This is a genomic window from Microbacterium sp. NPDC056569 (assembly GCF_042793475.1).
Taxonomy (GTDB): Bacteria; Actinomycetota; Actinomycetes; order Actinomycetales; family Microbacteriaceae; genus Microbacterium.
The window spans coordinates 81,672-103,613 of record NZ_JBHTUV010000005.1 but is presented as its reverse complement, the minus strand read 5'-3'; the positions used below and the strand labels follow the sequence as shown (position 1 = coordinate 103,613).

The 21,942-nt window shown below is 71.1% G+C and carries 20 protein-coding genes; 11 read left to right on the top strand and 9 right to left on the bottom strand.

Annotation, left to right across the window (positions count from 1 at the left end; all coding sequences use genetic code 11):
• Positions 1–90: 90 nt before the first annotated feature.
• A complete protein-coding gene (locus tag ACFQ7C_RS07885; RefSeq protein ID WP_378898955.1) occupies positions 91–996 on the top strand; it encodes an alpha/beta fold hydrolase in 906 nt (301 codons plus the stop codon).
• A gap of 21 nt (positions 997–1,017) precedes the next feature.
• Here ACFQ7C_RS07885 and ACFQ7C_RS07880 read toward each other — a convergent pair whose 3' ends face one another.
• Both ACFQ7C_RS07880 and ACFQ7C_RS07875 read right to left on the bottom strand, forming a co-directional pair.
• On the bottom strand, positions 1,018–1,557 hold the full coding sequence (locus ACFQ7C_RS07880; protein WP_378898954.1) for a gamma carbonic anhydrase family protein: 540 nt from the start codon (positions 1,555–1,557) through the stop codon (positions 1,018–1,020).
• Positions 1,554–3,701, bottom strand: coding sequence for an acyltransferase family protein (locus ACFQ7C_RS07875; protein WP_378898953.1), 2,148 nt, complete (start codon positions 3,699–3,701; stop codon positions 1,554–1,556). The genes ACFQ7C_RS07880 and ACFQ7C_RS07875 overlap by 4 nt, the downstream gene beginning before the upstream one ends.
• 169 nt (positions 3,702–3,870) lie before the next feature.
• Here ACFQ7C_RS07875 and ACFQ7C_RS07870 point away from each other — a divergent pair, with 169 nt between their 5' ends.
• The gene (locus ACFQ7C_RS07870; RefSeq protein WP_378898952.1) at positions 3,871–4,353 is read left to right on the top strand and encodes a Dps family protein; all 483 of its coding nucleotides are present in this window, start codon (positions 3,871–3,873) and stop codon (positions 4,351–4,353) included.
• A 49-nt stretch (positions 4,354–4,402) separates the two neighbouring features.
• Here ACFQ7C_RS07870 and ACFQ7C_RS07865 read toward each other — a convergent pair whose 3' ends face one another.
• The 7 genes from ACFQ7C_RS07865 to ACFQ7C_RS07835 all read right to left on the bottom strand — a co-directional run bounded on the left by ACFQ7C_RS07865 (position 4,403) and on the right by ACFQ7C_RS07835 (position 11,605).
• Positions 4,403–5,071: a response regulator transcription factor gene (locus ACFQ7C_RS07865; protein ID WP_378898951.1), complete on the bottom strand. Its 669-nt coding sequence runs from the start codon at positions 5,069–5,071 to the stop codon at positions 4,403–4,405.
• 20 nt (positions 5,072–5,091) lie between these two features.
• Complete coding sequence (locus ACFQ7C_RS07860; protein ID WP_378898950.1) at positions 5,092–6,498, bottom strand: sensor histidine kinase; 1,407 nt, start codon at positions 6,496–6,498, stop codon at positions 5,092–5,094.
• A 109-nt stretch (positions 6,499–6,607) separates the two neighbouring features.
• Positions 6,608–8,113, bottom strand: a complete 1,506-nt coding sequence (locus tag ACFQ7C_RS07855) for an amidohydrolase (RefSeq protein ID WP_378898949.1) — start codon at positions 8,111–8,113, stop codon at positions 6,608–6,610.
• Positions 8,110–8,751, bottom strand: a complete 642-nt coding sequence (locus ACFQ7C_RS07850; protein WP_378898948.1) for an FMN-binding negative transcriptional regulator — start codon at positions 8,749–8,751, stop codon at positions 8,110–8,112. Before ACFQ7C_RS07850 ends, ACFQ7C_RS07855 begins: the two co-directional genes overlap by 4 nt.
• A 41-nt stretch (positions 8,752–8,792) precedes the next feature.
• Positions 8,793–9,791, bottom strand: coding sequence for an Fpg/Nei family DNA glycosylase (locus ACFQ7C_RS07845; RefSeq protein ID WP_378898947.1), 999 nt, complete (start codon positions 9,789–9,791; stop codon positions 8,793–8,795).
• A gap of 3 nt (positions 9,792–9,794) precedes the next feature.
• Positions 9,795–10,340 (bottom strand): ribose-5-phosphate isomerase, encoded by a 546-nt coding sequence (locus tag ACFQ7C_RS07840; RefSeq protein WP_378898946.1) that lies wholly within the window; start codon positions 10,338–10,340, stop codon positions 9,795–9,797.
• A 65-nt stretch (positions 10,341–10,405) separates the two neighbouring features.
• Positions 10,406–11,605: a ferrochelatase gene (locus ACFQ7C_RS07835; RefSeq protein WP_378898945.1), complete on the bottom strand. Its 1,200-nt coding sequence runs from the start codon at positions 11,603–11,605 to the stop codon at positions 10,406–10,408.
• 184 nt (positions 11,606–11,789) lie between these two features.
• On the opposite strand from ACFQ7C_RS07835, the gene pepN reads away from it, so the two are divergent.
• From pepN to ACFQ7C_RS07790, 9 genes are all read left to right on the top strand, one after another.
• Entirely contained in the window at positions 11,790–14,336 is a 2,547-nt protein-coding gene (pepN, locus tag ACFQ7C_RS07830) for an aminopeptidase N (protein ID WP_378899129.1), read from the top strand.
• A gap of 142 nt (positions 14,337–14,478) precedes the next feature.
• Positions 14,479–15,390, top strand: coding sequence for an ABC transporter ATP-binding protein (locus ACFQ7C_RS07825; protein WP_378898944.1), 912 nt, complete (start codon positions 14,479–14,481; stop codon positions 15,388–15,390).
• Positions 15,387–16,199 (top strand): ABC transporter permease subunit, encoded by an 813-nt coding sequence (locus ACFQ7C_RS07820; RefSeq protein WP_378898943.1) that lies wholly within the window; start codon positions 15,387–15,389, stop codon positions 16,197–16,199. Before ACFQ7C_RS07825 ends, ACFQ7C_RS07820 begins: the two co-directional genes overlap by 4 nt.
• Before the next feature lie 74 nt (positions 16,200–16,273).
• Entirely contained in the window at positions 16,274–17,461 is a 1,188-nt protein-coding gene (locus ACFQ7C_RS07815; protein ID WP_378898942.1) for a sensor histidine kinase, read from the top strand.
• Positions 17,458–18,177, top strand: coding sequence for a response regulator (locus ACFQ7C_RS07810; RefSeq protein ID WP_378898941.1), 720 nt, complete (start codon positions 17,458–17,460; stop codon positions 18,175–18,177). The genes ACFQ7C_RS07815 and ACFQ7C_RS07810 overlap by 4 nt, the downstream gene beginning before the upstream one ends.
• 30 nt (positions 18,178–18,207) lie before the next feature.
• The gene (locus ACFQ7C_RS07805; RefSeq protein ID WP_378898940.1) at positions 18,208–19,320 is read left to right on the top strand and encodes a mechanosensitive ion channel family protein; all 1,113 of its coding nucleotides are present in this window, start codon (positions 18,208–18,210) and stop codon (positions 19,318–19,320) included.
• Positions 19,317–19,805, top strand: a complete 489-nt coding sequence (locus tag ACFQ7C_RS07800; RefSeq protein ID WP_378898939.1) for a globin — start codon at positions 19,317–19,319, stop codon at positions 19,803–19,805. Before ACFQ7C_RS07805 ends, ACFQ7C_RS07800 begins: the two co-directional genes overlap by 4 nt.
• Before the next feature lie 42 nt (positions 19,806–19,847).
• Entirely contained in the window at positions 19,848–21,509 is a 1,662-nt protein-coding gene (locus ACFQ7C_RS07795; RefSeq protein ID WP_378898938.1) for an FAD-binding dehydrogenase, read from the top strand.
• Positions 21,506–21,934, top strand: a complete 429-nt coding sequence (locus ACFQ7C_RS07790) for a GNAT family N-acetyltransferase (protein WP_378898937.1) — start codon at positions 21,506–21,508, stop codon at positions 21,932–21,934. The genes ACFQ7C_RS07795 and ACFQ7C_RS07790 overlap by 4 nt, the downstream gene beginning before the upstream one ends.
• Positions 21,935–21,942 lie beyond the last annotated feature (8 nt).

Here is a 21,942-nt window from a genome sequence, read left to right as displayed (position 1 = left end):
CGCGCGATTCTCCGCGCGCCCCACTGTTCCCGGGTCGCCCTGTCGCGGCAGACTGAGTGTGGAACTGTTCCATGCCCTCCAGGAGCCGCCATGAGCAGCCGTAAGCCGACCCCCGAGCCGGGCGAGCGCAAGCTTCCGCGCCGGCCCGCGTCGGAACTCGCCGAGAAGTGGACGCGCATCGACGGCGTCGACGTGTTCTACCGCGAGTCCCCGCACGCGACGAAGGACGAGCGGGTCATGGCGCACGTGCACGGCTTCGGGCTGTCGGGCCGGTACCTGCTGCCGACCGCCGAGCGGCTCGCCGACGAGTTCCACACGTACGTTCCCGACCTTCCCGGGTTCGGGCGCAGCGGCAAGCGCAAGGACATGCTCGACATCCCCGACCTCGCGCGCGCCGCGGTCGACTTCTTCGACGACCGCGGTGTCGAGAAGGCGACGCTGGTCGGCAACTCGATGGGGTGCCCCGTCATCATCGAGTTCGCGCATCGCTTCCCCGAGCGCATCGACCGGGCGGTGCTCGTCTCCCCTGCAGGCGGGCTCTTCAACCAGCCGCTGCGGCGGGCCATCAAGCAGCTCTCGCAGGATGCGCCGCGAGAGCCGGTCAAGATGGCGCGCGTCGCGGTGCCGGACTACGTGCGTTTCGGCGTGCCGAGCACCATGCGCATGTTCCGCTCGCTGACGCAGTACCCGTCCCTGCAGCGTCTGCTCGAGATGCGCATCCCGACGCTGGTCGTGCTGGGCCAGCGCGATCCTCTGCTCCCCCACGCGCACCGGGTCGACGAGATCGCCAGTCAGACCGACAGCCACGTGCTGGTCGTGATGCTCGAGGGGGCCGCCCACGCGATCAACTTCAGCCATCCGGGGCAGCTGGCCCACGTCATCCGTCACTTCATGGACGATCTGCCGATCGAGAACGACCCCGAATGGCCCGGTCACGTGCGCCTGTACGAGGTGCACCGCGGCAAGCACCACCCGCCGCCCCGCGCAAGCGACTGACTCAGTCCGTCAGAACAGGGCTCAGCCGAGGGGCGTCGCGTCGCGGTGCTCGTCGATGTGCGCGAGGTAGTGCTCGGCGTTGCGCAGCAGACCAGCTCGCTCCTCGTCGGTGAGCTCCCGGCGCACCTTCGCGGGCACCCCTGCGACGAGCGAGCCGTCCGGGATCTCGGAGCCCTCCAGCACGACGGCACCGCCGGCGACGAGGCATCCGGATCCGATCTTCGCGCCGTTGAGCACGACGGCGCCCATGCCGATGAGCGAACCGTCGCCGATGGTGCAGCCGTGGACCACGGCGTTGTGCCCGACCGAGACGTTGGCGCCGATGACGACGGGCCTGCCGGCGTCGACGTGGACCGAGACGTTGTCCTGCAGATTGCTGTTCGCCCCGACCGTGATCGTGTCGCCGTCGGCGCGGAGCACCGCGTTGTACCAGACGCTGGCGCCGGGGCCGAGGGTCACTCCGCCGACGACGCGGGCGCCGGCGGCGACGAACGAGGTGGGGTCGAGCGAGGGGGTCCTGCCCGCTGCGATGAGGACCGAGGCTCCGGGTGCGACCGTCATGATCCGACTCTATTGGCCAGCGCCGCCGCGATGGCTTCGGTGTACCAGGGCGCGAGCGTGTCGGCGAAGGTGACCGTGAGATGGTCCTGATCGCGGTACACGTTCGCCCCGCCCACGACGGGCGCGCACGTCTCGGCGCCGCAGAACACGTCGGTGAAGTCCAGCAGGGTGACGGCGTCTTGACCGGATGCCGCCGCCCGCAGCGGATCGTCCTCCACCAGCACGTCCGATCGAGCGCCGTCGCACTCCGCGACGTCGCGCGTGCGCAGGCACTTGTTCGGGTCCGTCTCCCAGACGGGGTTGTCGACGACGGCGATGACGGGGATGCCGCGGTCGGTCACCGTGCTCCACGCCTCACGGTAGCCGGCGACGGCGGCGTCGTACGAGGAGTCGTATCCCGAGGAGGAGTAGGGGGTCGTCGCGATCGCGGCGGTGAAGACGGCGTCGAGGTCGGCATCGTCGATCGCGTTCTGCACGCGGTCGCGCCACTCGGTGCAGGCCGCGCCGAACGCCCCCGGCGTCGACAGCGGTGTGGTGTTCCAGGGGCACGCACCCTTGAACCAGGTCACGAGCTGCCAGCCGTTCTCGTCGGCCATCCGCTGGAACGTCGACAGAAGCTGGTACGCGTGGCTGTCGCCGATGAGCGCGACGCGCGGGGCGTCGGGGTCGTCCGAGCCGAAGGTGCACGAGACGGGTCGAGAGTCGGTGAGCTGGACGAAGCAGTCCGGATGCTCGGGCCGGTCGATGCCCGCGAACCCGGGCGCGGGCAGGATCGTGTCGCCGAAGTCGGTGTCGCCGCAGGACGGGTCGAGCACGGATGCCGCGCCGAAGCACTCCGGCGGGTTCTGCTGCAGCTCGGCGATGTCACGTGTGCCCTGGTTGTACAGCGGCGCGTTGACGAACCACGCGGAGGCGGCCACGAGCCCGACCACGACCATCGCGGCGAGCGACGACCACAGCGTCACGCGGGCAGGGCGCGAGGTGAGCACCTTCCAGCCACGAGCAGGGTCCTCCACGAAACGCTTCGTGAGCCACGCGAGCACGAAGCACAGCACGAGGAGCGCGACGCGGTGGTAGATCGTCAGACCCCAGAACGGGACCGACGGGGCGATGATGATCAGCGGCCAGTGCCACAGGTACAGCGAGTACGAGATATCGCCGACGAACTGCGCCGGCCGGATGGCGAGGATCCGGGTCGGATACCACCAGCGCTCCGTGTTCGATGCCGCGATGACGGCGGCCGCGCCGAGGGTCGGCAGCGCCGCCATGTAGCCGGGGAACGGCGTCTGCCCGTCGAACGTGAAGGCGACGTAGAGCAGCAGCAGGATGCCGCCCCAGCCGAGCACGAAGCTGCCGATCGCGCCCCGCACCCGCAGCATCGGGACCAGTGCGATGAGCGCTCCGACGCCGAACTGCCACATGCGGCCGAACGTGACGAAGTACGCGGGCGCCGGGTTCGTGATCGTGAAGACGACGCAGAAGACGAACGAGACGACGGTCACGATGCCGAGCGCCGTGATGATCACGCGCCGGCGGGCACCGCGGAAGAACTTCACGCCGATCCACGCGGCCAGCAGCATGATGAGCGGCCACATGACGTAGAACTGCTCTTCGAGCGACAGCGACCAGTAGTGCTGCACCGTGGTGGGCGAACCGGAGTGGTTGAGGTAGTCGGCCGAGTTGAGAGCCAGGTACCAGTTCTCGACGTAGAACGTCGACGCGAGGATCTCGCGCACCTCGTTCGGCAGCGCCGACGTCGGCATGAGATACGGCGACATCACGACGAGCGCACAGAACAGCAGGACGAGGAGGGATGCCGGGAGCAGTCGTCGCGCGCGCCGCGCCCAGAACTGCCCCAGCCTGACGGTGCCGGTCGCGGTGAGCTCGCGCATCAGGTGCGCGGTGATGAGGAAGCCCGAGATCACGAAGAAGATGTCGACGCCGATGTAGCCGCCGGTGAGCCGGCCGGGCCAGAAGTGGTACAGCACCACGGCCAGCACGGCGATGGCGCGCAGTCCCTGCACGTGCGGGATGAATCGCGAGGGCTCCGCGTGTTCGGGCGAGCGATCGCGCGGCTCGCGGGTCACGGTCTGGGCGGGAACGCTCAGATGCTGCGGTCCGAGGTCGTGATCGGCGGAAGGCACGCATCGACGTTAGCCGCTGTCGCGGTGCTCGCCCGCACCGACCGCGCGGATTCCCCGGTTTAGCCCAGCCTTCTCTTGCTTGCGGAATGGTTCCCGCTGAGTAGCGTTGCAGTCACTGGAGGACGACCGCCGAGCTGAGCGACCCTCCGAACGATGGAGGCGAGAGACAATGACGAACACCCAGACCACCCCCGCAACCGCAGCGAACCCCGACGTCGCCGCCGCGACGGCGCAGTTCCTCACCCCCGTTGTCCTGGGTCTGCAGGCCCTGGCCGTGAACGGAAAGCAGGCGCACTGGAACGTGCGCGGCGCGAACTTCATCGCGATCCACGAGCTGCTCGACTCCGTGGTCCTGCACGCGCAGGCCGGCGCAGACCAGGCCGCCGAGCGCATCGTGGCCCTCGGGCTCCCGATCGACGCCCGCGTCGGCACGGTCGCCCAGAAGACGTCGAGCGCGGTGCCCGCCGGCTTCACGCAGTGGGACTCGCTGATCCGCAACGTGATCTCCGACATGGACGCCGTCATCGCCGACACGCAGGCCGCGATCGACGGACTCGACGAGTTCGACCTCACCAGCCAGGACATCGCCATCGGCATCAAGGAGTCGCTCGAGAAGGACCGCTGGTTCCTCTTCGCGCACCTCGCTGAGTGATCGAGACGACATGACGGAAGCCCTCGGTTCTCCGGGGGCTTTCGTCGTGTCACGGATGCTGCAGAAACGCGAGCACCGCGAGCACCCGGCGGTGCTCGGTGCCCGACTCCTCGAGTCCGAGCTTCGCGAAGATCGCGCTGATGTTCTTCTCCACCGCTCCGACGCCGATGAACAGCCGCTGCGCGATGCTCGCGTTGCTGCGACCCTCCGCCATGAGCGTCAGGACGTCGCGCTCCCGGGGCGTGAGCGTGGACAGCGGATCGGGCCGCGCCGACAGCAGGCCCTGCACCACGAGCGGGTCGAGCACCGTGCCGCGCTCGCGGACGCGGCGCACGGCGTCGGTGAACTCGTCGAGGGACGTGACGCGGTCTTTCAGGAGATAGCCGACGCCGCCCTCGCCGCCGGCGAGCAGCTCCTTCGCGTAGACGCCCTCGACGTACTGGCTGAGGACGAGGATGCCCACGGCCGGGAGCGCCGCGCGCACCGCCAGCGCCGCGCGGATCCCCTCGTCGCGGAAGCCGGGCGGCAGGCGGACGTCGAGGATCGCGACATCCGCCCGAGCGTCCCGCACGCGCGCCACGACGTCGTCCGCGTCACCCCAGGCGCCTGCGGTCGTGTACCCGGCCTCGTCGAAGAGCCGGACGAGCCCCTCGCGCAGGAGGACCGAGTCCTCGAACAGGACGACGCGGAGCGGTGCGGTGTCGGGCGAGGCGGCCATCCCCTCAGGATAGGGATCCGTCATGGCAGGGCCGTGAGCGGGATGTGCGCGCCGACGGACGTCGGCCCGCCCACGGGGCTCGTCACGACCAGCACGCCGCGGAGCCCCGCGACGCGCTCGCGCAGTCCCTCGAGCCCGTGGCCCGACGCGATGACCGCGCCGCCGCGTCCGTTGTCGACGACCCACACGTCGAGGTGCGTGGGCGCCCCGGCCGCGTTGCGCCGCAGCGAGGCGCGCAGGGTCACCCCGGACGCTCCGGAGTGCTTGACCGCGTTCGTCATCAGCTCGGCGACGACGAAGTAGACGGTGCGGGCGACCTCCTGGCTCACGGCGCGGTCGATCGCGGGGTCGACGTCGACCTCCACCCACAGGGGCGACGCGGTCGCGACGGCGTCCAGGGCGGCGGCGAGCCCGCGGTCCTGCAGCAGTGGCGGGGCGACCCCGCTCGACAGCGCGCGCAGCTCGTCCAGCGCGGCCTTCGCGTGGCCGCGGGCCTCGCGCGCGAGGTCGGCGGCAGCATCCGTGTCCCCGGATTCCGCGCGCCGCTCCAGCGCGGCGAGGTCCATCTGCAGGCGCACCAGCCGCTGCTGCGGGCCGTCGTGGATGTCGCGCTCGAGTCGGCGGAGGGCGACGTCCTCGGCGTGCACCGCGGCGCCCCGCGCGGCGGCTTCGGCGCGCACCTCGGCGGCGAGCTCGTCGGACTCCCACCGGCCGAGCATGCCCTTCGCCACCGCGTGGTGGCCGCGCGCGAGTCCGCCGAGCACCCAGGGCATCGTGAAGGTGAAGAGGATGCCGGCGACGAGGTAGAGCGTGACCTCCACGGCCCAGCTCGACCAGCCGCCGAAGAGCCACGGCAGGAAGTCGGCGACGTAGTGACCCCACTCCCCGCCCGAGCCGTCCGCGTTCCAGCTGCGGGGCAGGAAGAGGCCCCAGAACCAGTACGTCAGACCGCCGAGGCCGACGCTCAGCCACACGACCGTGAGCGTGAAGGAGATCGTGCTGATGATCGGGTTCACGATCATGCCGTGCACGAGGTACAGCCAGTAGTGCGCGTTGCGGATCGGGCGGGTCAGCGTCATCCAGAATCCGGTGGTGCCGGGTCGGTCGCGGTTCCACTCGGGCTCTGCGATCTCCGGCTGCCCTGTCAGGAGCAGCAGGAACCTGTCCGCGACGCCGAACCCTCGCGCGATCAGCAGGGTCAGCACGATGAGCGGCAGCCCGATCACGAGGATCAGCAGTCCGACGCCGGTCCAGAACAGCGCCGCGAGCAGGCTCACCGAGACCATGGCGAGCACGAACACGGCGAGGAGGTACAGCGCGCTGCCGGGGGTGCGCACCCACGTCTGTCCGTACGAGGCCCAGAAGCCGGCGGCGGGACGGGATGCGACCGGCTGGAGCGGGGCCGGTTCAGTGGTGGCGGCGGTCATCGGTGTCTCCCTCGGAACTCATGCTCCCAGCTTCCGGGCGGCGGCGTCGCTGCGGCATCCGACGTGCTCCCGAACCGGCACGGGGGCAGACCCCCGGACCTCCGGCCGCTCACACCACGTGCGTGAGCCGTCCCGCCAAGAGCGTCGCGGCGACCCGCATGCCCCGCAGCGCCGGCTCGTCGACGGCGAGAGGGTCGTGCTCGCAGATCGCGAGGTCCGCGACGTCACCCGGATCGATGCGCGCGGGCTCGGCGGAGCCGCCGCGCGTCGATGCGCCCAGCGCGATCGCGGCATCGACGCGCTGCGCCGGCTGCCACGGGTCGCGTCCGCCGCGGGTGCGGAAGACGGCGGCGGCCATCGCCGCCCACGGATCGAGGGGCGAGACGGGTGCATCGGAGCCGAACAGCAGGTTCGCGCCGGTGTCGGCGAGAGCGCGGAGCGGGTACGGCTGCGCCGTCTGGCCCGCCCACACCGTGTCGGTGAGGTCGCGGTCGTCGAGCGCGTGCTCCGGCTGGACGCTCGCGCCGACGCCCAGCCGGGCGAAGCGAGGGATGTCGGCGTGGGCGACGAGCTGCGCGTGCTCGATCGCCCCCCACGCTCCCGTCGCGGCGAATGCGTCCAGCGCGTGCGAGTTCGCGACGTCGCCGATCGCGTGGATCGCCGACGCGATGCCCGCGGCCGTCGCCCGCGTCATCAGGTCGACCAGCGTCGCGAGGTCGACGGTGATCATGCCGTGGTTGTGCGGGTCGTCCGGATACGCGTGGGAGCACGCGGCCGTGCGGGTGCCCAGCGACCCGTCGGTGATCACCTTGAGGGGGCCGACACGGACGAGATCGGATGCTGCACCCCGGGCCGCATCCCCCGTCTGAAGTCCGTCGGCGACCGCCCGGTCGAGGAACTGGGGGTAGATCCCGAACGAGACCCGCAGCGCGTCGAACCCGGCGGCGAGGCGACGCGCCCAGGCGTCCTCGTTCCACGACATGTCGAGGTCGACGATGCCCACGACCCCGCGGGACGCGGCATCCTGCGCCATCCGCGCCACGAGCGGGTCCGACACCGACGCATCGACGGCGTTGAGCCTGCGGGAGATCTCGAACGCCGGCTCCTCGCGGAGGAGGCCCGACCCGTCGGGCTCGAACCCCTCGCGCCGCAGTGCCGCCGAGTTGAGCCACACGCTGTGCACATCCGCGTTGATGAGATAGGTCGGCACGTCGCCCGTCGCGGCGTCGAGCAGAGCGAGGTCGGGCGCGTCGGACCAGAACGCGTCGCGGAAGCCGCTGCCCACCCGGCGGCCGTCGGGCAGCGGTGCCACGGCACCCATGAGCGCTGCGGCGTGCGCCGCGGACGACGCCTCTCCCAGCGCCGCGCGCTCCGCGGAGAGCGCCCACTGCACGGTGTGGACATGGTGGTCCCACAGGCCGGGGATCACCCAGCCGCCATCGGCGTCGAGCACCCGCCCCGCGCGCGGGAGCGCGCCGGCCGGCGCGATGTCGACCACGAGCCCCTCGGCGAGGTGCACGTCGACCGGGTCCGCGCCGAACGGGTCGGTGCGATCGGAGCCGGTCAGACGGGCGTTCGCGATGACGTCGACGGCGTCGCCGCGCGCCGCCGTCATCGGGCGGCCTTCCGCGTCTCGAGGTCGCGGCGCATCTCGGCTGGGAGCCGGGGATCTGCGTACGGGCTCGCGCCGGCCCCCAGTTCGAGGATCACGGTCTCGACGGTCTCGTCGGGCTTGTTCTGGCTCAGCTTGCGCTTGCCGACGACCTTCGTGGGGGTGAGCCGGAAGCCCACCGTGCCCTTCTCGAGCCGGCGCACGAACTCCGGGTCGTTCGGCGGCTCCCACATCAGGCGAGGCTGCGCCAGGCCGCTCTCGAAGCGCGCGACGAGACGCTCGAGCACCTCGAGGTTCTCCTCCGGCGTCAGCAGCTCGGGGACGCCGCTGAGGTGCGCTGACACGAAGTTCCAGGTCGGGACGCTCTGCACGTCGCCGTACCAGCCGGGCGAGATGTAGCCGTGCGGGCCCTGCACGACGACGAGCAGCTCGCGCTCGCCGAGGCCGTGGATGAGGTCGTCGGGCTTGCCGACGTGGCCCACGATCGTGAGGTCCTCGCGATCGGCATCGAGCAGCACGGCGTAGTGCGAGGCGACCAGCCCGGAGTCGGCCTGGGAGACGATCGTCACCCACGGGTTGTGCTCGATGAGCCGGCGGATCTCGCCCACATCCGACATCGCGAAGCTCGGGTTCTGACGCATGCGCCCAGCCTATTGGCGGCCCCGGCCACGCGGCCGCGCGTTCAGGCCTGGCAGTTCGGGCACCAGTACAGCTTGCGCCCCGCGGCCTCCTCGACCACGATCGCCGTGCCGCACACCCGGCACGGCAGACCCGCGCGGTGGTAGACCCAGTGTCGATCGTCGCGGCTGGCCATCGCCGCACGGTAAGCCTCGGGGTCGAGGTCGTCCATCGTCATCATCTGCCCGGTCTCGACGCCGATGGCGAGCAGCCGCACCCAGTCCCGCCAGATGTCGCGCACGACCTCCTCGGGGACGTCGCGCCCCGGCGTGTGGGGATTCTGGCGCGCCCGGAACAGCAGCTCCGCCCGGTAGACGTTGCCGATGCCGCTCACGACGTTCTGATCCATCAGCAGCAGACCGATGGACGTCGGCTTGCGGCGGACGACCGAGATGAAGCGCTCCTCGCCCTCGGCGACATCGTCGACGAGCGGGTCGGGGCCGAGCTTGGCGATCGTGGCGGCGACCTCGTCGGGGGTCTGCAGCTCGCACGCCGTCGGTCCGCGCAGGTCGGCGCACGTCACGTCCGTGAGCAGGCGCAGGCGCACCTGGCCGACCACGGGCGGCGGCCACTCGTCGCCCTCGTCGGCGAGCCCCGTGGTCTGCTCCGACATGCGCACGTGCACACGTGTGCGGCGCGGAGCACCGATCGAGGTCAGCGAGTTCTCCCCCGCGCTGTCGAGGATCGGGTCCGCGAGGTCGGTGCCGCGCTGATTCGTCTGGCCCATCCGTCCGTTCGCGGACGCGATCGTCGGGTCCACGAGGATCTCGCCGGCGAAGTCCCACGCCCCGTACATTCCGAGGTGCACCCGCAGCCAGAGATCGTCGTCGAACTCGAGGAACATCTGCTTGCCGACCGCCTGCACCGACGTCGCGGTGCGGCCGCTCAGGATCTCCGCGCCCTCGACGAAGCGTCCCTGCGGGCTCGACGCCGCGACGGTGCGGCCGACGACGTTGCGGTCGAACTGGCGCGCGATGCGATGGACGGAATGCCCCTCGGGCACGGCTCAGCCGGCTTCGGGGTCGAACGAGCTGTCGTCGGCGGCGAGGACGTCCGGCTGCCCGGCAGTGGCACGGGGGTCGGGCTCGAGGGCGCCGTCCTCCTCGTAGGCGGCGAGCTGGGCGATGCGGCGCGCGTGGCGCTCCTCGCCCGAGAACGGCGTCGCGATGAAGCGGTCGATGAAGGTCGCCGCCTCCTCGAAGGTGTGCTGGCGGGCGCCGATCGCGATGACGTTGGCGTCGTTGTGCTCGCGGGCGAGCTCGGCGGTGGCGATGCTCCAGGCGAGGGCGGCGCGGACCCCCACGACCTTGTTCGCGGCGATCTGCTCGCCGTTGCCCGACCCGCCGAAGACGACGCCGAGCGCCTCGACGCCTGCGGCCTGGTCGCGGACCACGGCCTGGGCGGCGCGGATGCAGAACGCCGGGTAGTCGTCGAGCGGGTCGTACTCGATCGGCCCGTGGTCGACGACGTCGTGACCGGCGGCCGCCAGGTGGTGCTGCAGCTGCGTCGAGAACTCGAGGCCGGCGTGATCGGTCGCGATGTGGATGCGCATGGGCTCAATCCTAGAGAGGGCTGGTGGGGGAACGGATGCTGCGGCCGCAGCGGCGTCGACCGGGTTCAGGGAGCGATGCCGGCGGCGGCCGGCTTGAAGCCTGCGCGGACGTTCTCGCAGCAGGCGGGGCGGCAGACGTCGAACCAGGGACCGAGGTCCGTCGCGTGCGGCCGCTCCGTCGCAGGCGTGCCGTCGAGTCGCTCCTGGACGAGGTCGACGAGGCCCGCCACGAAGACCGGGTCGACGCCGGGCGTGGGCGTGCGCACCGCCCGGATGCCGACCTCGGCGGCGGCATCCATCGCCTCGGTGTCGAGGTCCCACAGCACCTCCATGTGGTCGCTCATGAAACCGACGGGCACGATCGCGACGGCCTCGACGCCCGCGCCGGGAAGCTCCGCGATGACGTCGTTGATGTCGGGCTCGAGCCACGGCTGCGTGGGCGGGCCGGACCGCGACTGGTAGACGAGGTCCCACGCGACGCGGTCGGCTCCGGCGACCTCGGCGGCGACGGCGGCCATGACGACCTCGGCCACCGCGAGGTGCTGCGCGGCGTAGGCGCCGCCGTCGCCCAGATCGCGGTGCAGCTCGTCGCCCTCGCGCGGCCCGGAGCGCTCAGCATCCGCCGTCGGAATGCTGTGGGTCGAGAACAGCACGCGCACGGCCTCCGGCGCGATGCCGTCGGCGAGGAAGCCGGCCACCGCGTCGCGCACGCCGTCGACGAACGGCTGCACGAAGCCCGGGTGGTCGAAGAACTGTCGCACCTTGTCGATGGTGACCCGGCCCTCGAGGTCCGTCTCGGCGAGCACGCGGGCGAAGTCCTCGCGGTACTGACGGCAGCTCGAGAACGACGAATAGGCGCTGGTCGCGAGCGCCAGGAGGTTCGTGCGACCGGCGGCCGCAGCATCCGTCACCGCCTCGCCGAGGTAGGGAGCCCAGTTGCGGTTGCCCCAGTACACGGGGAGATCGATCGCCCGGCGCGCGAGCTCGGCCTCGAGGGCCGCCTTGAGCGCGCGGTTCTGCGCGTTGATGGGGCTCACGCCGCCGAAGTGGCGGTAGTGGTGCGCGACCTCCTCAAGGCGCTCGTCGGGGATGCCGCGCCCCCGTGTGACATTGCGGAGGAAGGGGATGACGTCGTCCTGGCCCTCCGGACCGCCGAAGCCTGCGAGGAGGATGCCGTCGTACGCGACGGGCTCCTCGACGTACGGGGCGCCGGAGGCGGCGGCGGGAGAGGCGAACGGGACGACGTGCTGCTCGGGAGAGGTCACCCCTCCATCCTGACACCGCGCACGCGTGCTTTCAGCCACGGGATCGGGCGTTCGCCGGTTCGCTGGCATAGGCTGGTCCGGTTGTCATCGGTGCCAGCAGCGCTGGTGGCGGCCGCCGGATCGAGCGCTCGTGCGACGAGCCGATCGACCACCTCCGTCATCCTCACCCATGGGAGCCACAGCAGTGCCTGGAGAGAACCTCACCCGCATCGAGGCGCAGGAGCGCCGCGCGATCGTCGACACGCAGTCGTACGAGGTCGCGCTCGACCTGACGAAGGGCGCCGAGGTCTTCGGATCCCGCTCCGTCGTCCGCTTCACCGCGACGCCCGGTGCCGCGACGTTCATCGACCTGATCGCGCGCGAGGTGCGCGAGATCACCCTCAACGGCCGCTCGATCGACCCGGCGGCCGTGTTCGCCGACTCGCGCATCGCGCTCGACGACCTCGCCGCCGACAACGAGCTCGTCATCGACGCGGACTGCCTCTACACGAACACCGGCGAGGGCCTGCACCGCTTCGTCGACCCCGTCGACGGCGAGGTGTACCTGTACTCGCAGTTCGAGGTGCCCGACTCGCGCCGCGTGTTCGCGGTGTTCGAGCAGCCCGACCTGAAGGCGACGTTCGCGTTCACCGTGACGGCGCCCGAGCCGTGGAAGGTCGTCTCCAACTCCCCCACCCCCGAGCCCAAGAAGCACGGCGACGGCACCGCGACCTGGCGCTTCGAGCCGACGCCGCGCATCTCGTCGTACATCACGGCCCTCATCGCCGGTCCGTACGAGGCGACGTTCTCGGAGCTGACGAGCGCGTCGGGCCGGGTCATCCCGCTCGGTGTCTACGGCCGCAAGAGCCTGTGGCAGTTCCTCGACGCCGACTACATCTTCGACAAGACGCGTCAGGGCTTCTCGTACTTCGAGGAGAAGTTCGACTACGCCTACCCGTTCGCCAAGTACGACCAGCTCTTCGTGCCCGAGTTCAACGCGGGCGCCATGGAGAACGCGGGGGCGGTCACGTTCACCGAGACGTACGTCTTCCGCTCTAAGGTGACGGACGCCGTCAAGGAGCGTCGCGTCGTCACGATCCTCCACGAGCTCGCCCACATGTGGTTCGGCGACCTCGTCACCATGAAGTGGTGGAACGACCTGTGGCTCAACGAGTCGTTCGCCGAGTGGGCGTCGACGATCGCCACCGCCGAGGCGACCGAGTGGACCGAGGCGTGGACCACGTTCAACGCGATGGAGAAGACCTGGGCGTACCGCCAGGACCAGCTCCCGTCGACGCACCCCGTGGTCGCGCAGATCAACGACCTGGAGGACGTGCAGGTCAACTTCGACGGCATCACGTACGCCAAGGGCGGCTCGGTGCTCAAGCAGCTGGCGGCGTGGGTCGGCATCGAGGCGTTCTTCGCCGGGGTCGCCGCCTATTTCAAGAAGCACGAGTGGTCGAACACCGAGGTGGGCGACCTGCTCGCCGAACTCGAGGCGACCAGCGGTCGTGAGCTGTCGACGTGGTCGAAGAAGTGGCTCGAGACGGCCGGCGTCAACACGCTCTCGCCCGAGGTCGTGACGGATGTCGACGGGAACATCACGCGCTTCGCGATCGTGCAGACGGCGCCGGCCGATTACCCGACGATCCGGCCGCATCGCCTCGGCGTCGGCTTCTACGAGCTGCGTGGCGAGGCGCTCGTGCGTGTGCACCACATCGAGCTCGACGTCGACGGCGACCTCACCGAGGTGCCCGAGCTCAAGGGCCTGAAGCGCCCCGCGCTCGTGCTCCTGAACGACGAGGACCTCGCCTACGCGAAGATCCGCCTCGACGACCAGTCGCTTCAGACCGCGATCGACCACCTCGGCAAGATCAGCGACCCGCTCGCCCGCTCGCTGGTGTGGGGTGCCGCGTGGGACCAGACGCGCGACGCCGAGGCATCCGCCTCCGACTACGTCGACCTGGTGCTGCGAAACATCGGCGCCGAGACCGAGTCGACCACCGTCCGCACGACCCTCGCGCAGCTGCAGCTCGCCGCGAACTCGTACGTCGCGCCGGAGAAGCGGGATGTCACTCGTGCGAAGGTCGCCGACGCGCTGCTCCAGCTGGCCGAGGGCGCCGAAGCCGGCAGCGACAGCCAGCTGCAGTTCGTCACCGCGTTCGCGTCCGCCGCGGCGACCCCCGGCCAGTGGGAGAAGGTCCGTCAGGTGCGCGACGGCGAGCTGGCCTTCGACGGTCTCGCCATCGACACCGACCTGTCGTGGCAGCTGCTCGTCTCCCTCGCCGCGGGCGGCGTCGTCACGGCGGCCGACATCGACGAGGCGCTCGAAGCCGACAACACCGCCAAGGGCGGCGAATTCGCTGCGCAGGCCAAGGCGGCGCTGCCGTCGGCCGAGGCGAAGGCGGCCGCGTGGTCGTCGCTCGTCGACAGCGACGACCAGCCGAACACGATCGTCCGCGCCGCGGCGCTCGGCTTCGTGCACCCGGCCGGCCGCGACCTGCTCGGTGAGTTCGTCGCGCGGTACTTCGACGCACTGCTGCCCATCTGGGACTCGCGCACCTACCAGATCGCGCAGTACCTCATCGTCGGCCTCTACCCGGCCCCGCTCGCCGACGTCGCACTGCGCGACGCGACCCGCGCGTGGCTCGAGGCGAACGCCGACGCCGCCCCGGCTCTGCGCCGCCTCGTCGCCGAGAACCTCGCCGGCGTCGAGCGCGCGCTGTCTGTGCAGGACCGCGACGCCCAGTAGTCGAATCGACGGATGCCTCGACCCGGCCAGACGGCCGGGTCGAGGCATCCGTCGTGTTCGGCACCGTGGTACCACTCCGTCGCCGACTGTTCATCCCGAAGGCTGACGCGCGCGGGCACAGCTGACTCATAGCGTGGTGGGCATGATCGTTGCAGAACAGCTCACGAAGCGCTTCGGAGACAAGACCGCGGTGTCCAACGTGTCGTTCACCGTGCAGCCGGGGAAGGTCACCGGCTTCCTCGGCCCGAACGGCGCCGGCAAGTCGACCACCATGCGGATGATCGTCGGTCTCGACCGTCCCACGTCCGGCACCGTGACCGTCGCCGGCCAGGACTACGCGCGCCTGCGCTCGCCGCTGACCGAGGTCGGAGTGCTGCTCGACGCGAAAGCGGTGCACACCGGCCGTTCGGCCCGCAACCACCTGCGCGCGATGGCGGCGACGCACGGCATCGGGCGGGCACGCGTCGACGAGGTGATCGAGCTCACCGGCATCCAGTCCGTCGCCGGCAAGCGGGCGGGCAAGTTCTCGCTCGGCATGGGCCAGCGCCTCGGCATCGCCGCCGCGCTGCTCGGCGACCCCCGCACGCTCATCCTCGACGAGCCGGTGAACGGACTCGACCCCGAGGGGGTGCGGTGGGTGCGTCAGTTCGTGCGCCACCTCGCGGCGGAGGGGCGCACCGTGCTCCTCTCCAGCCACCTCATGAGCGAGATGGCGCAGACAGCCGACCACGTGATCGTCCTCGGCCGCGGCCAGGTGCTCGCCGATGCCGAGCTGTCGGAGCTCGTGCAGGCATGGACGGCCAACAACGTGATCGTGCGCTCGCCCCGTCTGTCGGAGCTCGTCGCCGCCCTCGCCGGCCCCGACGTCACCGTGACGGCGTCGTCCCCCGGCGTCGCCGAGATCTCGGGCGTCACCGCCGCGTCGATCGGCGACCTCGCCGCCTCGCTCGGCATCCCCGTCCACGAGCTCACCTCCCGCACCGGATCGCTGGAAGACGCCTACCTCGCGCTCACCGGCGACGCCGTCGAGTACACCTCCAAGGAGATCGCATGACCGCCCTCGCCCCCGCCACGCGTGCCGACCTCGGCGGCACCCGCGCCGCCTCGCCCCACCGCCTGAGCTTCGCCCGCCTGCTGCACAGCGAGTGGATCAAGATCACGACGCTCCGCTCGACCTGGTGGTCGCTCGGGATCACCGCCCTGCTGTCGATCGGCATCTCGATGATGATCGCGTCGGCGTCCGCCCAGTTCGGCGGCGGATTCCCCGCGGTCAGCGCGATCCTCTCGCCGACGCAGTTCACGATGCTCGTCGCCGGCATCCTCGGCGCGATCGTCATCACCGGCGAGTACTCGACCGGCATGATCCGCTCCACCCTCACCGCCGAGCCGCGCCGCGGAGCGGTCGTGGTGGCGAAGGCCGTCGTCGTCGGGGTGCTCATCGCGCTGACGACCGTCGTGACCTACGCCGTCGCGATCGCGGCGACCGCCCCGTTCCTCGCCGAGGGGATCGATTGGTCGGAGCCCGCGCAGTCGATCGTGCCGCTCGCGCTGGGCGTGCTGTCGATGGTGGTCTTCACCCTCATCGGCCTCGGGTTCGGGTTCATCCTGCGCAACGGCGCCGGCGCCATCGCGGTGACGGTCGGCGTGCTGTTCGTGCTGCCCATCGTGTTCAGCCTCTTCGGGATGTTCGGTGAGAGCTGGAGCTGGATCGCCGACCTCGCTGAGTATCTGCCGATGAACGCCGCGGCGGCCGTGACCGCTCCGGGCGCCGAGGACCTCGCCGTGCCTCTCCTCACACTGGCCGCCTGGGGCATCGTGCCCCTCATCGGCGGCTGGGCGGTGCTGCGCGGCCGCGACGCGTAGAGTCGACCGAATGCCGCGACCCGCCAGCCAGGCCGCCGGGCGTCTTCCGGCGCTTCTGGGCACGGCACCCTCGCGTGACGGACGCGATCGTCGCGGGCGCGGCGCTGCTGCTGTCCCTGCCGGTGGCGACCTTCCGCTCGGGCTTCCCGACGCAGCCGACCGTCGCCCAGACGTGGATCGCGGTCGTGCTGGTGATCCTCGCGTGCGGCGCCCTCATGTTCCGCCGCACGCGGCCCCTCCTCGTCTTCGCTGCGTGCGTGCTCCCGTCGATCGCGCTGCCGCCGAGTCTCGTTCCCGCGACGCACCTCTTACCCGCCTTCGCGCTGTACGCCGTGGCGGTGTACCGGTCGGCGCGTGCCTGCTGGATCGCCTTCGGCGTCGCCGCCGTCGCCGTCGCTCTGGCCACGGCGACGGCCGCGCTCGGCTCGCCATCGGAGCTCAGCCTGCTCGTGACCACCCTCGTGTCCGGCCTGGTCGCCATGCTCTTCGGCGCACTGATCGGCATCAACGTCGGCAACCGCCGACGGTATCTGGAGGCGCTGATCGACCGATCGCGCCAGCTGCTCGTCGAACGCGACCAGCAGGCGCGTCTGGGCGCCGCCGCGGAGCGAACGCGCATCGCTCGGGAGATGCACGACATCGTCTCGCACAACCTCACGGTGATCGTCGCCCTCGCGGAGGGGGCGACCGCGACATCCGATCCGGAGCGCGCCCGCGCCGTCACGGGGCAGATCGCCGGCACGGCTCGTGGTGCGCTCACCGAGATGCGCGCGATGCTCGGCGTGCTGCGCGACCCCGAGCTCTCCCCCGACGCGCCCCTCGCGCCGATCGAGTCGGCGTCCGTCGCCGACGCGGTCGAGTCCGCGCAGCGGGCCGGATTCCCGGTCGTGCTGCATGTCGAGGGCCGCCTCGACGATGTGCCGGCGGAGGTGCGGTTCGCGGTGGCGCGCATCGTGCAGGAGTCGCTCACCAACGCGATGCGGCACGCACCGCTCGCCACGACGATCGACGTGCGGATCGCCGTTCGGGCGGATGCGGTCGAACTCGGCATCGTCAACGACGGGGTGCGGCCACGTACGGATGCTGCGGACCCGCCGGGACGCGCCGGGTTCGGCCTCCCGGGGCTCCGCGAGCGCGCGGCGCACGTGGGTGGGACGCTGGAGGTCGGACCGGCCGACGGCCGCCGGTGGACGGTGCGGGCCTCGCTCCCCCTGCCGGCGCACGCGAGCGCTGAGGCCCACCCTGAGGAGCACGGACCATGACGACACCCATCCGCGTTCTCCTGGTCGACGACCAGGAGCTGATCCGGCTCGGCTTCCGCCTCGTGCTCGAGGCCGAGCCGGACGTCGCCGTCGTGGGCGAGGCGGCCGACGGCGACGAGGCGGTGCGCGCCGTCGCCGCGCACGCCCCCGACGTCGTCCTGATGGACATACGGATGCCGCGCACCGACGGCATCGCGGCCACCCGGTCGATCGTCGCCGCTCACCCCGCGACGCGCGTTCTCGTCCTCACCACGTTCGACCTCGACGAGTACGCCGTGGGCGCGCTCGACGCCGGCGCGAGCGGGTTCCTCCTCAAGGACGCGCACCGCTCGGAGCTCATCGCGGCCATCCGGGCCGTGCACCGGGGCGACGCCGTGCTCGCGCCGTCGGTCACCCGCCGACTCATCGACCGGCTCCATGCGGCGCCGCCGGTGGCGGAACCCGCGACCCCGGCCGGCGACCCGACGGCGGAGCTGACCCACCGCGAACGGGAGGTCTTCATCGCGATCGCGCGCGGGATGAACAACGCCGAGATCGCACGCGAACTGTTCCTGAGCGAGTCGACCGTCAAGACGCACGTCGGCCGCGTGCTGGCCAAGATCGGGGCGCGCGACCGGGTGCAGGCGGTGATCCTCGCCCACCGCCACCGGCTCGTCGATGCATCCGCTCCGCAGACGGCGGCGGGTGGTCCACAACCTGAGCGCCGCCCAGGCTGAGCGCGTGCTCACCTCGTTAGGATCGTCACGATGATTCGCGTCCCCTTCGACACCACGCCTCCTGACGAGCCGACCATCGCAGACGTCGAATTCTGGCAGGGGGTCGGCGAGTTCTTCGTCAGGGCCGGCTGGAACCTCCTGACCGTCGCCGGCATCATCGTCGGCGCGGTGCTCGTGGTGTGGATCCTGCGATTCGTGATCCACCGCGTCGTCGGCCGCATCGTCAACGGGGCCAAGAACAAGGCGAACGTCGACGACACCCAGGCCCTCGAGCGGTCACCGCTCGCATCGGTGCGACTCGTCCAGCGCACGCGGACGCTCGGATCGATCCTCACGAACATCGTCAACGTGACGGTCGTGATCATCGCGCTGCTGCTGATCATCAACGTGCTGGCGCCGACGGCTCTCGGGTCGCTGACGCTCCTCACCGCCGCCATCGGCGCGGGTCTCGGCTTCGGTGCCCAGAACATCGTCAAGGACGTGCTCAACGGCATCTTCATCGTCGCCGAGGACCAGGTCGGGATCGGCGACGTCGTCGACCTCGGACTGGCGACCGGCATCGTCGAGTACGTGAGCGTCCGCGTGACGCACGTGCGCGACGTCAACGGAACCCTCTGGTACGTGCGCAACGGCGAGATCACCCGCATCGGCAATCTGTCGCAGGGCTGGTCCCGGGTCATCCTCGACCTCTCGGTGGCGACCGACTCCGACATCGGAGAGGTCGAGAAGGCGATGCTCGACACCGCCAAGGAGCTCGCGAAGGACCCGAAGTGGCGCACGCGGATCCTCGAGCAGCCCGAGGTGTGGGGCCTCGAGTCGATCTCGGGCGACGCGCTCGTCATCCGTCTCGTCATGAAGACGCGCGCGAATGCGAAGGACGACGTCGCGCGCGAGCTGCGCATGCGCCTGAAGCACACGATCGACGAGATGGGCATCACGCTGCCCGCGCTCACCGCGGTCATGCCCAGCGGGCTCGAGGGGGCTCAGCGCGTGCGCGGCGCCAACCCGCCGAAGACCAAGCCCACGCCGGTTCCCGCGTCGACGCCGGATCGCGCCGTGTGGAAGCCGAAGCGAACGCCCAAGAAGCCGTCGTCGCCGCCCCCGGCCGACGAGTCCGGCACGACCCTCGGAGGAACGCCATGACGGATGATGCGACCCCGACGCCGCTGAGCTTCTACGACGAAGTCGGCGGGCACGACACCTTCGCGCGGCTCGTCGATGCCTTCTACCGCGGCGTCGCCGACGACGAGGTGCTCCGGCCGATGTATCCCGAGGAGGACCTCGGACCTGCGAAGGAGCGGCTCACGCTGTTCCTCGAGCAGTACTGGGGCGGTCCGACGACGTACAGCCAGGAGCGCGGGCACCCCCGGCTCCGCATGCGCCATGCGACGTTCCACGTCGATCCCGACGCGCGCGACCGCTGGCTCGCACACATGCGCGTCGCCGTCGACGAGCTGCATCTGCCGCCGCTGCACGAGGCGACGCTCTGGGATTACCTCCAGCGCGCCGCGTATGCCATGGTGAATACCTTCGAGCCCTCGGGCATCGGACCCGCCGCGGGAGCCCGGGCCGCGGCATCCTTCCCCGTCACGGCAACACCGCCGGCGGACACCGACCCCGCTCGCTGAGCCATCCGGTCCGACCCACCCCTCGCCGACGAAGGAGTCGACATGCCCGCCGCCCACCACACCGACATCCTGGTCATCGGATGGGGACTCTCCGGCCTCGTCGCGGCCGCGGAGGCGGTCGCCGCCGGCAAGCGGGTCACGATCGTCGATCAGGAGCCGCGGTCGAACCTCGGCGGCCAGGCGTGGTGGTCGTTCGGCGGGCTGTTCTTCATCGACTCGCCCGAGCAGCGTCGGCTGGGAATCCACGACTCGCTGGAGCTCGCCCGCCAGGACTGGTTCGGCAACGCCGGGTTCGACCGCGACGAAGACCTGTGGCCGCGGCGGTGGGCCGAGGCGTACCTGCAGTTCGCCCACGAAGAGAAGCGGGCGTGGCTGCGCGAGAAGGGCGTCGGCTTCTTCCCCATCGTCGGCTGGGCAGAGCGCGGCGGGTACACCGCGACCGGTCCGGGCAACTCGGTGCCGCGCTTCCACATCACCTGGGGAACGGGCCCGGGGATCGTCGCTCCGTTCCAGGCGGCGGTGGAGGCGGGCGAGGCCGACGGCCGCGTGACGATCCTGCCCCGCCACCGCGTCACGTCGCTGACCGTCGAGGACGGCGTCGTCACCGGCGCGGCCGGGGATGTGCTGGCACCTTCCGGGGCGGCGCGGGGTGTCGCCAGCTCGCGCGAGACCGTCGACACCTTCACCGTCTCCGCTGCCGCGACCATCGTCTCGTCCGGCGGCATCGGCGGCAATCACGACCTCGTGCGCCAGTGGTGGCCCGAGCGGCTCGGCACTCCCCCGGCGACGATGGTGACCGGCGTGCCCGCATACGTCGACGGCTCGATGCAGCCGGTCTCCGCCGCGGCGGGTGCACGACTGATCAACGGCGACCGCATGTGGCATTACGTCGAGGGCATCCAGAACTGGGATCCGATCTGGCCGGACCACGGCATCCGCATCCTTCCGGGTCCCTCGTCGGTGTGGCTCGACGCGACGGGCAACCGTCTGCCGGTGCCGCTCTTCCCCGGGTTCGACACGCTCGGGACGCTCGCCCACCTGCGGGCGACCGGCCACGATCACTCGTGGTTCGTGTTGTCGCAGAAGATCATCGAGAAGGAGTTCACGCTCTCCGGCAGCGAGCAGAACCCCGACCTCACCGGGAAGGATGTCAAGCTCCTCGCGAAGTCGCGCCTCGGCAAGGGCGCCGCAGGTCCCGTGCAGGCGTTCATGGATCGCGGCGCCGACTTCGTCGTGCGGGACAACCTCGACGACCTCATCGCGGGCATGCGGGCGCTCCCCGGTGGCGACGTACTGGACGCCGATCGCGTCCGCTTCGAGGTCGAGGCTCGCGACCGCGAGATCGACAACGACTTCACGAAGGATGCCCAGATCGCGATGCTGCGCTCGGCACGCGCCTTCCGCGGCGACCGGCTCATCCGCACCGCCAGCCCTCACCGGATCCTCGACCCGAAGTCCGGACCGCTCATCGCCGTGAAGCTGCACGTGCTCACGCGCAAGTCGCTCGGAGGCATCGAGACCGATCTCTCGGGGCGCGCACTCGGCGCCGGCGGCGAGCCGGTGCCCGGCCTCTACGCGGCGGGCGAGGCGAGCGGCTTCGGCGGAGGCGGGATCCACGGCTACCGCGCGCTCGAGGGCACGTTCGTTGGCGGATGCCTTTTCTCCGGGCGGACCGCCGGGCGCGCGGCGGCGGGGGCGATATGACCACGTCTGCTGTGGCGTTCGCCGATCGGGTGCCAACCGCCGCCGAGCACCGGGAGATCGCCGAGGCCGTGGGCTGGACCCACGCGTTCGACTGGGACACGATCGACGCGTCGCTGTCCGGCTCGACGGCAGGCGTCGTCGCGCTCCGGGACGGCCGGGCGATCGGCATGGGTCGCCTCGTCGGGGACGGAGTGAAGTACTTCTACGTGCAGGATCTGGCCGTGGTGCCCGAGGCGCAGGGCGAACGGCTCGGGGCCCGGCTCCTCGACCGGCTTCTCGAGTGGGTCGCGGCTCATGCGCCTTCCGACGCGTTCGTGGGACTCTTCGCGACCGCCGAGGGTGACGCGCTCTATCGCTCCCGGGGATTCGATCGCGGCGACATGGCGGGCATGTTCCGGATCGTCTCGCCGCGAGATCGCGGCTGAGCCGCGGC

Bases quoted from the DNA above. Each gene is read 5' to 3' on its own strand.
- ACFQ7C_RS07800 (WP_378898939.1), top strand. From the start codon at position 19,317: ATGACGGATGATGCGACCCCGACGCCGCTGAGCTTCTACGACGAAGTC.
- ACFQ7C_RS07855 (WP_378898949.1), bottom strand. From the start codon at position 8,113: ATGACGGCGGCGCGCGGCGACGCCGTCGACGTCATCGCGAACGCCCGT.
- ACFQ7C_RS07810 (WP_378898941.1), top strand. From the start codon at position 17,458: ATGACGACACCCATCCGCGTTCTCCTGGTCGACGACCAGGAGCTGATC.
- ACFQ7C_RS07880 (WP_378898954.1), bottom strand. From the start codon at position 1,557: ATGACGGTCGCACCCGGAGCCTCGGTCCTCATCGCAGCGGGCAGGACC.
- ACFQ7C_RS07850 (WP_378898948.1), bottom strand. From the start codon at position 8,751: ATGCGTCAGAACCCGAGCTTCGCGATGTCGGATGTGGGCGAGATCCGC.
- ACFQ7C_RS07885 (WP_378898955.1), top strand. From the start codon at position 91: ATGAGCAGCCGTAAGCCGACCCCCGAGCCGGGCGAGCGCAAGCTTCCG.
- ACFQ7C_RS07795 (WP_378898938.1), top strand. From the start codon at position 19,848: ATGCCCGCCGCCCACCACACCGACATCCTGGTCATCGGATGGGGACTC.
- ACFQ7C_RS07840 (WP_378898946.1), bottom strand. From the start codon at position 10,340: ATGCGCATCCACATCGCGACCGATCACGCCGGCCTCGAGTTCTCGACG.
- ACFQ7C_RS07870 (WP_378898952.1), top strand. From the start codon at position 3,871: ATGACGAACACCCAGACCACCCCCGCAACCGCAGCGAACCCCGACGTC.
- ACFQ7C_RS07825 (WP_378898944.1), top strand. From the start codon at position 14,479: ATGATCGTTGCAGAACAGCTCACGAAGCGCTTCGGAGACAAGACCGCG.
- ACFQ7C_RS07790 (WP_378898937.1), top strand. From the start codon at position 21,506: ATGACCACGTCTGCTGTGGCGTTCGCCGATCGGGTGCCAACCGCCGCC.
- ACFQ7C_RS07820 (WP_378898943.1), top strand. From the start codon at position 15,387: ATGACCGCCCTCGCCCCCGCCACGCGTGCCGACCTCGGCGGCACCCGC.
- ACFQ7C_RS07860 (WP_378898950.1), bottom strand. From the start codon at position 6,498: ATGACCGCCGCCACCACTGAACCGGCCCCGCTCCAGCCGGTCGCATCC.
- ACFQ7C_RS07865 (WP_378898951.1), bottom strand. From the start codon at position 5,071: ATGGCCGCCTCGCCCGACACCGCACCGCTCCGCGTCGTCCTGTTCGAG.
- ACFQ7C_RS07805 (WP_378898940.1), top strand. From the start codon at position 18,208: ATGATTCGCGTCCCCTTCGACACCACGCCTCCTGACGAGCCGACCATC.